Here is a 14,490-nt window from a genome sequence, read left to right as displayed (position 1 = left end):
AAGCTGCAACCGATCATCGCCGAAGTGAAACGCTCGGTGCAGGACGCCCGCAGCACCGCGGACCAGTCGTCCGCCATCGCCACCCAGACCAGCGCCGGCATGGAACAGCAGTACCGTCAGGTGGATCAGGTTGCGACGGCGTCCCATGAAATGAGCGCCACCGCCCAGGATGTTGCCCGCAGCGCCGCGCAAGCGGCACACGCCGCCCGCGATGCCGATCAGGCGACCCGTCAGGGTTTGACCGTGATCGACCGCACCACCGCCAGCATCGACAACCTCGCCGCCGACATGAGCGCGGCGATGGTTCAGGTCGAAGGCCTGGCAGCCAACAGCGAGAAGATCGGCACGGTACTGGAAGTTATCCGTGCGATCGCCGAGCAGACCAACCTGCTGGCTCTCAACGCCGCGATCGAAGCAGCCCGTGCCGGTGAGGCCGGACGCGGTTTTGCCGTGGTCGCCGATGAGGTGCGCAACCTGGCGCGACGGACCCAGGAGTCAGTGGAGGAAACCCGCCTGGTGATCGAACAACTGCAAAGCGGCACACAAGATGTAGTGGGTTCGATGAACAACAGCCATCGTCAGGCCCAGGGCAGTGTCGAGCAGGTTGGCCAGGCCGTGACGGCGCTGCGCCAGATCGGTGATGCGGTGACCGTGATCAACGACATGAACATGCAGATCGCCAGTGCCGCCGAAGAGCAAAGCGCGGTGGCCGAGGAGATCAACAACAACGTGGCGACCATTCGCGACGTGACCGAGTCGCTGTCGGGCCAGGCCAATGAATCGGCACGGGTCAGCCAGTCGCTCAACAGCCTGGCGAACCAGCAGCAGAGCCTGATGGATCAGTTCCGCGTTTAAACCCCGCAAACATCCCCCCTGTAGGAGCGAGCTTGCTCGCGATGGTGTGTCAGCCACCTTGGCGTCACTGACACACCATCGCGAGCAGGCTCGCTCCTACAGTTCTTGTGCCAGCCCCCCCCTTTCAACCTAAGGCGTAGTGGCGAGTGGATATCTGCCACAAGGTGATTATGCTTCTAGGAACCTTGCAGCGTTTCAAGGCGTCAACCTGTATGCAAGACCCGTAATTCGATGACATCACCCCCAGGGCCTGGGTAGGGTAAATGTTGGTGGGAACTCCGGCCTACAACAAGTGCAAGACGGAGAATACTCATGGCAGTAATCGACAGCACATCCACGGACCATACACCCCATCACGGAATCACCCGGGAGGAACGCAAGGTCATTTTCGCGTCGTCCCTGGGCACCGTGTTCGAATGGTATGACTTCTACCTGTACGGATCCCTCGCGGCGATCATCGCCAAGCACTTCTTTGCCGGTGTCAACGAAACGACTTCCTTCATCTTCGCCCTGCTCGCCTTCGCCGCAGGCTTCGCCGTCCGGCCCTTCGGCGCCATCGTGTTCGGCCGGCTGGGTGACATGATCGGACGCAAACACACCTTTCTCATCACCATCGTGATCATGGGCGTCTCCACGGCCGTGGTAGGCATGCTGCCTGGCTATGCAACCATCGGCGTAGCCGCGCCGGTCATTCTGATCAGCCTGCGCCTGTTGCAAGGTCTGGCGCTGGGCGGTGAGTACGGCGGCGCAGCCACCTACGTGGCCGAACATGCCCCCAAGGGCAAACGCGGCTACTTCACCTCGTGGATTCAGACGACAGCCACCCTCGGCCTGTTTCTTTCACTGCTGGTGATCCTCGCCTGCCGCACCGTCCTGGGCACCGAAACCTTCGAAGCCTGGGGCTGGCGGATTCCGTTCCTGCTGTCGATCCTGTTGTTGATAATCTCGGTGTACATCCGCCTGCAGCTCAGCGAGTCGCCGGTGTTCCAGAAAATGAAAGCCGAAGGCAAGTCCTCCAAGGCACCATTGACCGAATCCTTCGCCCGTTGGGACAACCTCAAGATCGTGATCATGGCCCTGCTCGGCGGCACCGCCGGCCAGGCCGTGGTCTGGTACACCGGGCAATTCTATGCGCTGTTTTTCCTGCTGCAGACGCTGAAGATCGAACCGCAGACCGCCAACCTGCTGATTGCCGGCTCGCTGCTGATCGGTACTCCGTTCTTTGTCTTTTTCGGCAGCCTGTCCGACCGCATCGGCCGCAAAGGCATCATCATGGCCGGCTGCATTATCGCGGCCGTGACCTATTTCCCGATCTTCCATGCGTTGACCCAATACGGTAACCCCGACGTGTTCGTCGCGCAGGAGAAAAATCCGGTCACGGTCATTGCCAATCCCGACCAGTGTTCGTTCCAGTTCGACCCGGTGGGCAAGGCCAAATTCACCAGTTCCTGTGACCTGGCCAAGACCGTGTTGGCAAAGCGGGCCATCCCCTATGCGAACGTGAAAGCCGAGCCGGGCGCTGTTGCGCAGGTGCGCATTGGCGAGAAAGTGATCGAGAGCTTCGAGGGCACCGGTATGCCGGGCGCCGACTTCAAGGCCAAAAACGACGCCTTTACCGCCACCCTCGCCACCGCCCTCAAGGACGCCGGCTACCCCGAGAAGGCCGACCCGGCCAAGACCAACTACCCGATGGTGCTGTTGCTGCTGACGATCCTGGTGATCTACGTGACCATGGTCTACGGGCCGATTGCCGCCTGGCTGGTGGAACTGTTCCCGGCGCGCATCCGCTACACCTCGATGTCGCTGCCCTATCACATCGGCAACGGCTGGTTCGGTGGCTTCCTGCCGACGGTGGCGTTTGCCATGGTGGCGGCCACCGGGGATATCTACTATGGGCTGTGGTATCCGATCGTCATCGCGGTGATGACGGCTGTGCTGGGTATTTTCTTCATGCCGGAAACCAAGGATCGGGAGATTCATCACACCTGAGCCCGGTGCGCCACTCCCTTGTGGGAGCGGGCTTGCTCCGGGCGGCGTTCCGACGAAGGCGGAGTGTCAGCAGACATTTTTATCGACTGACACACCGCCTTCGCGAGCAAGCCCGCTCCCACAATGGATCTCAGTGTCTGGGTAATTCGATGACGACCTTCAGCCCGCCCCATTCGCTTTGCAGTAACGACAGTTTCCCGCCCCAGCTATCGACGATGTCGCGCACGATGCCCAGCCCCAGGCCATGCCCATGGGTTTGTTCATCCAGCCGCGTACCTCGGCTGAACACCTGATCGCGACGCTCTTCGGGGATGCCCGGGCCGTCGTCTTCGACACTCAGTTCAAACCCGTCCGCCGTTTCGGCCACACTCACGCGAACCTCGGCATCCGCCCATTTACAGGCGTTATCCAGCAGGTTGCCCAACAGTTCCAGCAGGTCTTCACGATCCCATGGCAATTGCAGGCCGGTCGGTGCGCGGTAGCTCAGCGCCAGGTGTTCGCCATGGATCATGTTCAGGGTTGCCAGCAATCCGGGGAACTCGGCATCGCAATCAAACAGTGCGCCCGGCAACGCATCGCCGGACAACCGCGCACGATTGAGTTCCCGGTTGAGCCGCTGTTCGACCTGCTGCAGTTGTTCCCTGAGGGTCTTGCGCAATTGCGGGTGCGCCTCAAGCTGTTCGCTCGAGGCCAGGCTCAACAACACCGCCAACGGCGTTTTCAACGCGTGGCCGAGGTTGCCCAGGGCATTGCGCGAGCGCTTGAGGCTGTCCTCGGTGTGGGCCAGCAAGTGATTGATCTGCGCCACCAGTGGCTCCAGTTCCACCGGCACCTGATCATCGAGTTGCGAGCGCTGGCCCCGCTGCAACTGCGCGATCTGTTCGCGCGCCTGCTCCAGCGGCCGCAAGGCGCGGCGCACGGTAATCCGCTGCAGCAGCAAAATCAGCAGCAGCCCGGTCAAACCGAGGCCCAACCCAAGCTGTTGCACCCGCCGGAAGCTTTCGCGTATCGGCGTGTAATCCTCGGCGACGCTGATGGAAATCGGCACCCCCGAACGTCGATAGTCCGTACGCAGCACCAGCAACTGCTGCCCTTCCGGCCCCAGTTGCAGGTTGTCGTGCAGGCCGGGTTGATCGAGTGCCGGCAGTTCCTGATCCCATAAGGAACGGGAGCGCCAATGGCCGTCGGCGAAATCGATGCGGAAATAATGCCCGGAAAACGGCCGCTGATAGGCCGGCGACAGCCGTCGTTCATCCAGTTGCAAGCCTTGCGGCCCGCGCACGAGGGCCGCCAGCAGGTTCTCGCTGTCATTGCGCAACCCGGCTTCGAGGTAGCGCTGCAAGCCCATTTCGAACAGCCACAGGCTGGTTTGCGCCAGCACCAGGCCAACGACCACCATCACGCTGATCAGGCCCAGGCTCAAGCGGCGCTGGATCGATCTCACCGGGCTTGCCCGCCGAGCAGATAGCCCTGGCCGCGACGGGTTTCAATCACGCTTTTGCCGAGCTTGCGGCGCAGATGGTTGACGTGGACCTCCAGCACATTGGAATCGCGCTCGGTTTCACCGTCGTAGAGGTGTTCGGCGAGGTGGCTTTTGGAGAGGATCTGCTCGGGGTGCAGCATGAAATAACGCAACAGGCGAAACTCCGCGGCAGTCAGTTGAATGTCCGCACCGTCGCGGACAACGCACTGGCGACTTTCGTCCAGGTGCAGCCCTGCGGCCTTGAGCGTCGGCTGGTTGACCTGGCCATGGGAACGGCGCAATAGCGCCTGGATGCGCAAGAACAGCTCTTCGGGATGAAAGGGTTTGGTCAGGTAATCGTCGGCACCGGCCTTGAGGCCTTCGATGCGCTCGGCCCAGGAATCACGGGCCGTCAGGATCAGCACCGGCGTGGCCAGCCCCGTCGCGCGCCATTGCGCCAGCACCTCAAGCCCCGGCACGCCGGGCAAACCGAGGTCGAGGATGATCAGGTCGTAAGGTTCGGTACTGCCCTGATGCACCGCGTCGCGACCGTCGGCCAGCCAGTCCACCGCATAACCCTGGCGGTTGAGACCGGCCAGCAGTTCGTCGGCCAGGGGCACATGGTCTTCCACCAGAAGCAAACGCATGGATCAGTCTTCCTTGTCTTTCAATAAGCGACCGTTGGCGGCATCGATGCCCAGTTCGCGGACCACGCCTTCAGGGGTCAGCAACTCGACTTCATAAATGTAGACGTCGTGTTTTTCTTCGAGCTCGGCTTCCAGCAGTTTCGAGCCGGGGTAGCGATCCATTGCCTGCTGCAGCAGTTGCTCCAGCGGCAGGATCACGCCCTGTTGACGCAGGCGCAGGGCTTCATCCTGGTCCAGGTCGCGGGCCATCACCGCTGAGCAAAATGCCAGAAGCAGCAGCGCCATCCGGCCGCCGGCGCATCGATTGAATAAAAACACCTTCATTACCAATCCTGATGATTCTTGAGAACCTGCCCGCTGACAGCGTCTAATTCCAGATCCCGGTCGATACCCTGCTGCCGATCATCGGTAGAACTGGCCAGTGCGAGTGGTGTGAGCTTCTCGAAAGCCGCAATGGTACCAGCGTCTGCAATTCCGGCGCTTGATCCGGGCCAGGTTCCCGGGCGTGGGCGACACCTTAGCTGGACGAACTTAATTGAAGCTGAATGGCCATTACTGCTGGCCATTACACATTCCCTGTGGGAGCGGGCTTGCTCGCGAAGAGGCCGTGTCAGTCGATATCAATGTTGACGGTCAAACCGCTTTCGCGAGCAAGCCCGCTCCCACAGTGTTCGTGTTTATAATTTCTGCTGGCCACACATCGAGACCGTAATGACCGCCATCCACATCAAGTTCCCTTCCCTGACCCTCAAGGCCGGTCCGCGCGCCTTTGCGCACATCCGCGCCAACGGCCTGGATGCGGCTGAAGTCGGCACCTTGCCCGGTGCGGCCGGCGGTCCGAAGGCGCTGGGGATTCAGGGGCTGGACCTGGCGCTGTTCGGCCAGTGGCTGCCGGCGGCACCGCGGGAACGTTCGCTGATTGGTGCATCGGTGGGTTCCTGGCGCTTCGCCAGCGCCTGCCTGCCAGACGCCGCCGAAGGAATCCGGCGTCTCGGGCAGCTGTACACCGAGCAGAATTTCGCCAAGGGCGTGACCATGGCGCAGATTAGCCAGAGCTCACAGCGCATGCTCAATGACCTGCTCGAAGGTCGCGATGCCTCGATCCTCGACAACAGCGATTACCGCCTGAACATCATGGTGGTCAAAAGCCACGGCCTGCTCGCCGACGATCACCGCGGACGCCTCGGGCTGGGCCTGTCCTCGGTCATCGCCGACAACCTGCGCGGCCGGGCGCGGCTGGCCCGGCACTTCGAACGCCTGATCATCCACGACCCGCGCCTGGCGCCGCCGGTCGACGCCTTGCACGACTTCCCGTCGCGCTTCGTCGCCCTCAACGCCGGCAATCTGCGCCAGGCCCTGCTGGCTTCGGGCTCGATTCCGATGGTGATGGAAGGTGTGCGCGACCTGCCGGGCGCTGGCGCCGGCACCTACCGCGACGGCGGCTTGCTGGACTACCACCTGGACCTGCCTTACAGCGGCAACGACATCGTGCTTTACCCGCATTTCACCGATCGGGTGATTCCCGGCTGGTTCGACAAGACCCTGCCGTGGCGCCGCGCCTGCCCGGCGCGCTTGCAAAACGTGCTGCTGCTGGCGCCGTCGAAGGACTATCTGGCGCGCCTGCCCTACGGCAAGCTGCCAGACCGTAACGACTTCAAGCGCTTCATGGGCGACGCCCCGAGCCGGCAGAAATACTGGCGCACGACCATGGACGAAAGCCGCCGCATGGGCGACGAATTCCTCGAACTGGCCGCCAACGGTCGCCTGGGCGAGCGCTTGCTGACCCTTTAGTCAGGACAAACTGGTAAACTCGCCACCTGCCCGAATCGCTGCGGCGAACGCCACCTGAACAGAGCTGAAGATACTGTGGAAATTTTCAAAGAGTTTACCTTCGAATCCGCCCACCGCCTGCCCCACGTACCGGACGGCCACAAGTGCGGGCGCCTGCACGGTCACTCGTTCAAAGTGGCGATCCACCTGAGCGGCGACCTCGACCCGCACACCGGCTGGATCCGCGATTTCTCGGAAATCAAAGAGATCTTCAAGCCGCTGTACGAGCGTCTGGACCACAACTACCTGAACGACATTCCTGGCCTGGAAAACCCGACCAGCGAAGTGTTGGCCAAGTTTATCTGGCAGGAATTGAAGCCTCTGTTGCCGGAACTCAGTGCGATCCGCATCCACGAAACCTGCACCAGCGGTTGCATCTATCGCGGCGAATAGCCCCCACCTGTAGGAGCGAGCTCGCTCGCGATGGACGCCAGAGCCCCGCGGGCTGCCAGCTGCCGCGCGTTATCGTTGACGTTCTTCGCGAGCAAGCTCGCTCCTACAGCCGCTGGATGAGGTTTTTGACTTCAAAGGACATCAGGTGCGCTACGCCATTCACGGCGACGGCCCGCCGCTGGTGTTCGTGCATGGCACGCCCTTTTCTTCCTGGGTGTGGCACCGGATAGCGCCGCACTTCATCACCACACACCGCGTGTACTACTTCGATCTGCTGGGTTACGGGCAATCCGCACAGCCGGATGGCGATGTGTCCTTGGGCGTGCAAAACCAGCTGTTGGCGCAACTGCTGGAGCATTGGGGCCTGGATCGCCCCGACGTGGTGGCCCACGACTTCGGCGGCGCTACCGCCCTGCGCACGCATCTGCTCGATGGCAAGGATTACCGCAGCCTGACACTGATCGACCCGGTAGCGTTGACACCCTGGGGTTCGCCGTTCGTGCAGCATGTGCGTCAGCATGAAGCGGCGTTCATCGGATTGCCCGATTACATCCAGCGCGCCATCGTGCCGGCCTATATTCGCGGAGCCATCCAGCGCGACATTCCCGACGCCGAACTCGCCCCCTACGTACAGCCATGGCTGGGAGAACCGGGGCAAGCGGCGTTCTACCGGCAGATCGCGCAGATGGACGAGCGCTACACCCTTGAGGCGCAGGGGTTGTACCCGACGATTTGCTGCCCGGTGCAGATTCTCTGGGGTGAAGACGACCGGTGGATTCCCGTCGAACGCGGGCGGGCCTTACACCAGATGATTCCCGGCGCGCAGTTCCATCCGATACCCAACGCCGGGCACCTGGTCCAGGAAGACGCGCCTGAAGCAGTCATCGCTGCCTTGATGCGGTTCTTGCCCCTGCAAAAAATCTCCTGAACAAACCCAAATCCCACATTTGGATTACGCTGATCAATGTCACTGGCACGAGTTGCCACCAGCGAGCTAACGTAGAGGTATTGCCTATACGACTCGCTAAAAGGATCCGCCCGATGCACATCATCAATGCCCGTCTGCGCAACCAGGAAGGCCTGCATGAGTTGTACCTGGAAAACGGCCGGATCAGCAGCATCTCCCGCCAGATCGAAGCCCCGACCCTGGGCCCTGACGATCTGGATGCCGGCGGCAATCTGGTGGTGCCGCCCTTTGTCGAGCCGCACATTCATCTCGACGCGACCCTGACCGCCGGCGAGCCGCGCTGGAACATGAGCGGCACGCTGTTCGAAGGCATCGAGTGCTGGGGCGAGCGCAAGGCAACCATCACCCTGGAAGACACCAAGGCCCGCGCCCGGAAAACCATCCAGGCCCTCGCCGCCCATGGCATCCAGCATGTGCGCACCCACGTCGACGTCACCGACCCGCAACTGACTGCGCTCAAGGCGATGCTCGAAGTGCGCGAGGAAAGCCGGCACCTGGTCGACCTGCAAATCGTCGCGTTCCCCCAGGAAGGCATCGAGTCCTACCGCAATGGTCGCGAGTTGATGGAAGAAGCCATCCGCATGGGGGCGGATGTGGTGGGCGGCATTCCGCATTTCGAATACACCCGCGATCAGGGCGTCAGTTCGGTGAAGTTCCTCATGGACCTTGCCGAACGCAGCGGTTGCCTGGTGGACGTGCATTGCGACGAAACCGACGACCCGCACTCACGCTTTCTCGAAGTGCTGGCCGAAGAGGCCCGCAGCCGCGACATGGGTTCGCGGGTCACGGCCAGCCACACCACGGCCATGGGCTCCTACGACAACGCCTACTGCGCCAAGCTGTTTCGCCTGCTCGGGCATTCGGGGATCAGCTTTGTCTCCTGCCCCACTGAAAGCATCCACCTGCAAGGGCGCTTCGATAATTTCCCGAAACGCCGGGGCGTGACCCGGGTCAACGAGTTGCTGGAAGCGGGCATGAACGTGTGTTTCGGCCAGGACTCCATCGTCGATCCGTGGTATCCGCTGGGCAATGGCAACATCTTGCGGGTGCTCGAAGCCGGTCTGCACATCTGCCACATGCTCGGTTATCGCAACCTGCAAAGTGCGCTGGACCTGGTGACGGACAATAGCGCCAGAGCCATGAACCTCGGCGATCGCTATGGCCTGGAACGCGGGCGACCGGCGAACCTGCTGATCCTGTCGGCCGAGAGTGACTACGAGGTCATCCGCAGCCAGGGGTTGCCGCTGTACTCGGTGCGCGATGGCAAGGTGTTGATGAAGCGGACGATGCCGGTGGTGGAGTTCAGTGGGGTGAGCTGAGTTTGGTGTTGACTGGGCAGGCCTCTTCGCGAGCAAGCCCGCTCCCACATTTGATCGCGTTTGTCCGGGCAACTCGCTCAGTTGTGGGAGCGGGCTTGCTCGCGAAGGCGATCTGACAATCAATCGATCATTCGAGCCGTACCAAACAGGCTGACCCGACTCAACGCCCCCTGCTCTTCCTCCAGCAAGATCGGCGCCGTGCCCCCCGGCATCGTTACCTTCACTTCCCCGGCACTGACCCAACCCACGCGCCACGCCGCACAGGCCACTGCGCTGGCACTGGTCCCCGACGACGCCGTCGGCCCCTCGCCCCGCTCGAACACCCGTGCAGCGATGTGCCCTGCGGACAAGCGCATCGCCCATTGCAGATTGATCCCCGCAACACAGGGTTGTCCTGCCCCGGTCGGCATCGCGTAGGCGATTCGCGTCAGCCCTTCGCCCAACGCCGGCTCGCGCATCTGCTCGTTGCTCGGCAAGGCATCGGCGCTGTCGACCAACGTCACGCAATGCGGGTTGCCGACCCGCACGAACTGGCTGCGCGACCATGCGCCATTGAGTGTCGACAACTGTTTGACGTGGCTGAGCTCATGGCCGTTCAACAGCGCCGTTTCAACGCCCGCGGCACTGACCGCCGACGGCCCGAACCCAGGCTGGCCAAGGTCAAGCCAGAAACCCTTCACGCCCTCGACTTGAGCGGTTTTCACCGAAGTCTGCCCCGGTGAAGCCGTGTCGGTTTTATCGTGATGCACCCTGAGTTCACAGGTTTCGCCCTGCGCAAAAAAACCTTGGTCGCTCAGCGCCTGAGAAAAGATCGTCAGCCCGTTGCCGCTGCGTTCGGCCAGCGTGCCATCGGTGTTGACGATCAGCAGATCGAAGGGAGACGACGACTGAAACGGTCCGACCAGCAATCCGTCGCTGCGATGATCCTTGCCGCCGACCGGCCGCGTGCCGGGTGCCCAGCTACAGCAAGCCTCGATGGCCGCCACGGCCCATGCCTGACGGCTTTGTGCGGCGTGGCCGGCCTGAAGGGGCAAGTCGATACCCTGGCGGCGCAGTTCTTCGGGCGCCACCACGATGTAAATATTGCCCCGTGCATCGTACCTCTGCGCCATGGCGCCCTCCGTGTGTCATTGGAATGCCTCAACATATCGCGAAACACAGCGGCGCTGTGCAACGATGTCGCCCTGCTTGACCGCAAAACTTTCCGGGCACTGATCGAACCCTCGTCGGCCGATCACTGTCCGTTGAGGACGTGACGTTTTTTTACCAGGGATTGATATGACCAGCCTCAACAGCCAAACCACCTTCGTTCCCGGCCGCCTGGAACAGATGTCCACGCGCATCGCCTTCTTCATCGCAGGGTTCGGCATCGCCGCGTGGGCGCCGCTGGTGCCCTATGCCAAGGCCCGGGCCGGGCTGGATGAAGGCACCCTGGGCCTGTTGCTGCTGAGCCTTGGCGTGGGTTCGATTCTGGCAATGCCTCTGGCCGGCATCCTGGCCACCCGTTTCGGCTGCCGACGCGTGGCGACCGGCGGGACCCTGCTGATCTGTGCCGCCCTGCCACTGTTGGCGACGGTGTCGTCGATTCCGGCCTTGATCGCTGCCTTGTTCATGTTCGGCGCGGGCCTGGGCACGGTGGATTCGACGGTCAACCTGCAAGCGGTGATCGTCGAGCGCGCCAGCGGCAGTAACATGATGTCGGGTTTCCATGGCCTGTTCAGTCTCGGTGGCATAGTCGGCGCGGCAGGTGTCAGTGCCTTGCTCGGGCTCGGCATTTCACCACTGGGCGCCACGCTGGTGGTGATCGTGCTGCTGTTGATCGCACTGGCCAAGGCCGTGCCACACCTGTTGCCCTATGGCAGCGAAAGTTCGGGCCCGGCGTTTGCCGTTCCCCATGGCATCGTCCTGTTCATCGGTGGCATGTGCTTCATCGTGTTCCTGGCCGAAGGCGCGGCACTGGACTGGAGCGCGGTGTTCCTGGCGCAGGAGCGCGGTATCGACACCGCCTACGCGGGGCTCGGCTACGCAGCGTTTGCCTTGACCATGACCGTGGGACGCCTGACCGGTGACAAAATCGTACGGCGGCTGGGCGCGAAACGAGTGATTGTGTTCGGCGGGCTGACAGCCGCCGCAGGCTTGTTGCTGGCGACCTTCGCACCGGGTTGGGAGGCGGCGCTGGTGGGTTATGCGCTGCTGGGTGCCGGTTGCTCGAACATCGTGCCGGTGTTGTACACCGCCGTGGGCAAGCAGACAGTCATGCCCGAGAGCATCGCCGTGCCGGCCATTACCACCCTGGGTTACGCGGGCATCCTGGCGGGGCCGGCCGTGATCGGCTTCATCGCCCATGGCAGCAGCCTGAGTTTTGCCTTTGCCTTGATGGCGGTGCTGCTGGTGGCGGTGGCCGTTGGCGGGAAAGTGTTGAAGGTCTGAAAAGCTTCCACCGGTAAACCTGCGAACCAAATGTGGGAGCGGGCTTGCTCGCGAAGGCGTAGTGTCAGCCAACATCAATGCTGAATGACACACCGCTTTCGCGAGCAAGCCCGCTCCCACAGGGTTTCTGGGGCACCTCGGTCTATCAGAACCCGACACTGGCCTGCACGAAGAACGTGCGCGGCGCACCGACGTACATGCCCGAGTTGTTGTCGCTGGAGCGGGTGAAGTACTGCTTGTCGAAGATGTTTTTCACCCCCGCTCCCAGCTTCAGGTTCGACACCTGCGGGCCGAAGTCATAGCCGCTACGCACGTTCCAGGTCACGTAACCCGGAATGTCACCGAACTGGCCGTCGGCGCTGCCTTCGGTGATGTAGTTGCCGTTGAAGCTGCCGTCGGCGTTCACGCCGGTGCCCGGCGAGCGCTGCTTGGATTGGGCGAACGCGTCGAGGTTCCAGGTCCAGCGGTTGATGTCGTAACGTAGGCCGGCAGTGGCCACCTGACGGGAGTAGAACGGCAGGTCACGGCCCTTGAAGCCCGGGATGTCACCTTCGTTGGTGGCGCGGGTGTAGGTGAAACCGGCATTGGCGGTCAGGCCGTCCAGGCGGGGGTCCAGCGCGGCCAGATCGTAGTGCACCGACGTTTCGATGCCCTGGTGCTTGGTCGCGCCGAGGTTGGTCCAGCCCACATCATTGCTGATGTATTGCAGTTCGTCGTCGAAGTCGATGTAGAACAGCGTCACCTCACCGCCCCACACGTCATCGTTGTAGCGCGTACCGATTTCGTAGGTCTTGGCCTTTTCTGGTTGCAGGCCGTTGGCTGTGTTGTCGCCGATACCGCCCTGACCCAACTGGAAGTACTGCAGCGCGCCGAACGAGGTTTCGTAGTTGGCAAACAGTTTCCAGGCATCGGACACGTGATACATCACGCTCAGGGCTGGCAGCGGCTCGTTGCTTTCGATGCTGCGGTTTTTCTCAGGCACCCGTTTACCGGCGTTATCGAGCACCGGGCGGTCGTGCCAGTCGGTGCTGATGTGCTCGAAGCGAATCCCCGGAGTGACGGTCCAGTTGCCAACGTCGATCTTGTTGTCGACGTAGACCGAATTGGCCTCGGTTCCACCGGTGCGGTCCTGATAGACATGGCCGTCCGCCCCCGGACGCGCGACCGGCTCGTTGTTGACCAGCGCCACACGGCTGGCCTCTTCGTGCATGGCTTCCTTGAGGTAGCGATAACCGACGCTGACTTCCTGGGTGGTCGGCCCCACATCGAAGACATGTGACACCCGTGGCTCGATGCCGAAGGTGTAGTAGCTGCGCGGATAGGAGTTGAGTGTGCTCAGGTCTCTGGAGGCGATGGTGCTGCCACGAAAACTGTCGGTGTAGTAGGTCAGCACTTCAGCCTGAGTGCGATCGTCGATCTGCCGCGCCCACTTGAACGACACATCCTTGCGGCGGCCGCTGAAGTTATCGTGGTCGCGCACGGACTGGAACGGGTCGGCGTCGAACTGCGCCTGGGTCAGGCCACCGGGCATGTCGGCCTTGGCATCGTAGTAGTGGAAGTTGAGGCTGAAATCATCGACATCGGTCGGCGCCCAATGGGTCTTGAGGATCACGTCGTCGATGTCGTTGCCGTTGTTGCTTTCACGGTAACCGTTGCCGTTCACGCCGGAGTACAACAGCGCCACGCCCATGCCGTTGTCCGCGGTGCCGCCCATGAATGCCGTGTCGATGTGCTTCCAGCCACCGTGCTGCGAAGTTTCCAGGGTGGTGCCGATTTCCGCAGAGGCCTGTTCCGGGATCGCACGGGTCACGAAGTTGATCACACCGCCCACGTTTTGTGGTCCGTAGCGTACGGAACCGGCACCGCGCACCACGTCGATGCTGTCGAGGTTGCCAGAGGAAATCGGGGCCATGGACAGTTGCGGCTGGCCATAAGGCGCGAACGCCGCCGGGATGCCATCGATCAGCACGGTGGAGCGAGGCGACAGGCGCGAAGTCAGGCCGCGCACGCCGACGTTGAGGGAAATATCGCTGCCACCGGTGCCGTTGGCGTCCTGCACTTGCACACCGGGAACGCGCTTCAACACGTCGCCGACGTTCATCGCGCCCTGCTCGACCATGGCTTCGCGGCGGATCACGGTTCGTGCCCCGGGGTGGTTCTGCACCACGGCGGCATCGGCATCGCCGAGCCAGTTGCCGACGACCTTGATGTCAGTCACGCCCAGCTCCAGCGGACCGCTGGCCGTCGAGGCTGGCACCGGCATCAGCGTCACCGAACCTTCATCGATCCGGTATTGCAGGCCGCTGCCTTGCAGCAACTGGCGTAGCGCGTCTTCCGGGGAAAGGTTGCCATCCACCGCCGGAGCCTGCTTGCCGGCGACCAGTTCAGGGCTGAAGAACACCTGAAGCGAGGTCTGCTGGCCCAACTGGCTCAGGGCTTGTCCCAAGGGTTGCGCCGGGATGTGGATGCCGTCGGCCGCAAAGGCCTGGGGCAGCGCTACGTTGACCGCCAGCGCAAGGGCCAGCGGCAACCAGGGGAGTTTGTTGTTTTTAGCGGTGGAGATTTTCACGTCGAACGTAATCCTGTGGATCGCAAGAG

General features: G+C 62.4%; 12 protein-coding genes and 1 pseudogene. 7 read left to right on the top strand and 6 right to left on the bottom strand.

Annotated features, from left to right (window positions below; genetic code table 11):
- The first annotated feature begins 99 nt into the window (after nucleotides 1-99).
- Together ACCD00_RS06745 and ACCD00_RS06740 are read left to right on the top strand one after the other, a co-directional pair.
- Entirely contained in the window at nucleotides 100-855 is a 756-nt protein-coding gene (locus ACCD00_RS06745; protein WP_413423127.1) for a methyl-accepting chemotaxis protein, read from the top strand.
- A 312-nt stretch (nucleotides 856-1,167) separates the two neighbouring features.
- Nucleotides 1,168-2,844 carry an MFS transporter gene (locus ACCD00_RS06740; protein WP_413423033.1) on the top strand — a complete coding sequence of 559 codons (1,677 nt, stop codon included), beginning with the start codon at nucleotides 1,168-1,170 and terminating at the stop codon, nucleotides 2,842-2,844.
- Nucleotides 2,845-2,974: 130 nt separating this feature from the next.
- Here ACCD00_RS06740 and ACCD00_RS06735 read toward each other — a convergent pair whose 3' ends face one another.
- The 4 genes and pseudogenes from ACCD00_RS06735 to ACCD00_RS06720 form a co-directional block, all read right to left on the bottom strand.
- Nucleotides 2,975-4,288, bottom strand: a complete 1,314-nt coding sequence (locus ACCD00_RS06735) for a sensor histidine kinase (RefSeq protein ID WP_413423031.1) — start codon at nucleotides 4,286-4,288, stop codon at nucleotides 2,975-2,977.
- A complete protein-coding gene (locus ACCD00_RS06730; protein WP_057396084.1) occupies nucleotides 4,285-4,953 on the bottom strand; it encodes a response regulator transcription factor in 669 nt (222 codons plus the stop codon). The genes ACCD00_RS06735 and ACCD00_RS06730 overlap by 4 nt, the downstream gene beginning before the upstream one ends.
- 3 nt (nucleotides 4,954-4,956) lie before the next feature.
- Nucleotides 4,957-5,277, bottom strand: a complete 321-nt coding sequence (locus ACCD00_RS06725; protein WP_413423029.1) for a PepSY domain-containing protein — start codon at nucleotides 5,275-5,277, stop codon at nucleotides 4,957-4,959.
- Nucleotides 5,277-5,467: pseudogene (locus ACCD00_RS06720) on the bottom strand (peptidase); the annotation flags it as partial. The pseudogene ACCD00_RS06720 and the gene ACCD00_RS06725, both read right to left, overlap by 1 nt.
- Before the next feature lie 197 nt (nucleotides 5,468-5,664).
- On the opposite strand from ACCD00_RS06720, the gene ACCD00_RS06715 reads away from it, so the two are divergent.
- From ACCD00_RS06715 to codA, 4 genes are all read left to right on the top strand, one after another.
- Nucleotides 5,665-6,744 (top strand): patatin-like phospholipase family protein, encoded by a 1,080-nt coding sequence (locus ACCD00_RS06715; RefSeq protein ID WP_413423027.1) that lies wholly within the window; start codon nucleotides 5,665-5,667, stop codon nucleotides 6,742-6,744.
- A 75-nt stretch (nucleotides 6,745-6,819) separates the two neighbouring features.
- A complete protein-coding gene (gene queD, locus ACCD00_RS06710) occupies nucleotides 6,820-7,176 on the top strand; it encodes a 6-carboxytetrahydropterin synthase QueD (RefSeq protein ID WP_008021670.1) in 357 nt (118 codons plus the stop codon).
- Between the two features lie 145 nt (nucleotides 7,177-7,321).
- Nucleotides 7,322-8,104 carry an alpha/beta fold hydrolase gene (locus tag ACCD00_RS06705; protein ID WP_413423025.1) on the top strand — a complete coding sequence of 261 codons (783 nt, stop codon included), beginning with the start codon at nucleotides 7,322-7,324 and terminating at the stop codon, nucleotides 8,102-8,104.
- A 113-nt stretch (nucleotides 8,105-8,217) separates the two neighbouring features.
- Nucleotides 8,218-9,462, top strand: a complete 1,245-nt coding sequence (gene codA / locus ACCD00_RS06700) for a cytosine deaminase (protein WP_413423023.1) — start codon at nucleotides 8,218-8,220, stop codon at nucleotides 9,460-9,462.
- Between the two features lie 119 nt (nucleotides 9,463-9,581).
- On the opposite strand, the gene ACCD00_RS06695 is transcribed toward codA, so the two are convergent.
- Nucleotides 9,582-10,574 (bottom strand): diaminopimelate epimerase, encoded by a 993-nt coding sequence (locus tag ACCD00_RS06695; protein ID WP_413423021.1) that lies wholly within the window; start codon nucleotides 10,572-10,574, stop codon nucleotides 9,582-9,584.
- Nucleotides 10,575-10,740: 166 nt separating this feature from the next.
- On the opposite strand from ACCD00_RS06695, the gene ACCD00_RS06690 reads away from it, so the two are divergent.
- The gene (locus ACCD00_RS06690; RefSeq protein ID WP_413423019.1) at nucleotides 10,741-11,892 is read left to right on the top strand and encodes an MFS transporter; all 1,152 of its coding nucleotides are present in this window, start codon (nucleotides 10,741-10,743) and stop codon (nucleotides 11,890-11,892) included.
- A 145-nt stretch (nucleotides 11,893-12,037) separates the two neighbouring features.
- Here ACCD00_RS06690 and ACCD00_RS06685 read toward each other — a convergent pair whose 3' ends face one another.
- Nucleotides 12,038-14,461 carry a TonB-dependent siderophore receptor gene (locus ACCD00_RS06685; protein ID WP_413423017.1) on the bottom strand — a complete coding sequence of 808 codons (2,424 nt, stop codon included), beginning with the start codon at nucleotides 14,459-14,461 and terminating at the stop codon, nucleotides 12,038-12,040.
- Nucleotides 14,462-14,490 lie beyond the last annotated feature (29 nt).

Origin of the sequence: Pseudomonas sp. Pseusp3, assembly GCF_047304225.1 — a bacterium.
Lineage (GTDB): Bacteria > Pseudomonadota > Gammaproteobacteria > Pseudomonadales > Pseudomonadaceae > Aquipseudomonas > Aquipseudomonas fluorescens_CD.
This window is presented reverse-complemented; position numbering and strand designations above follow the sequence as displayed.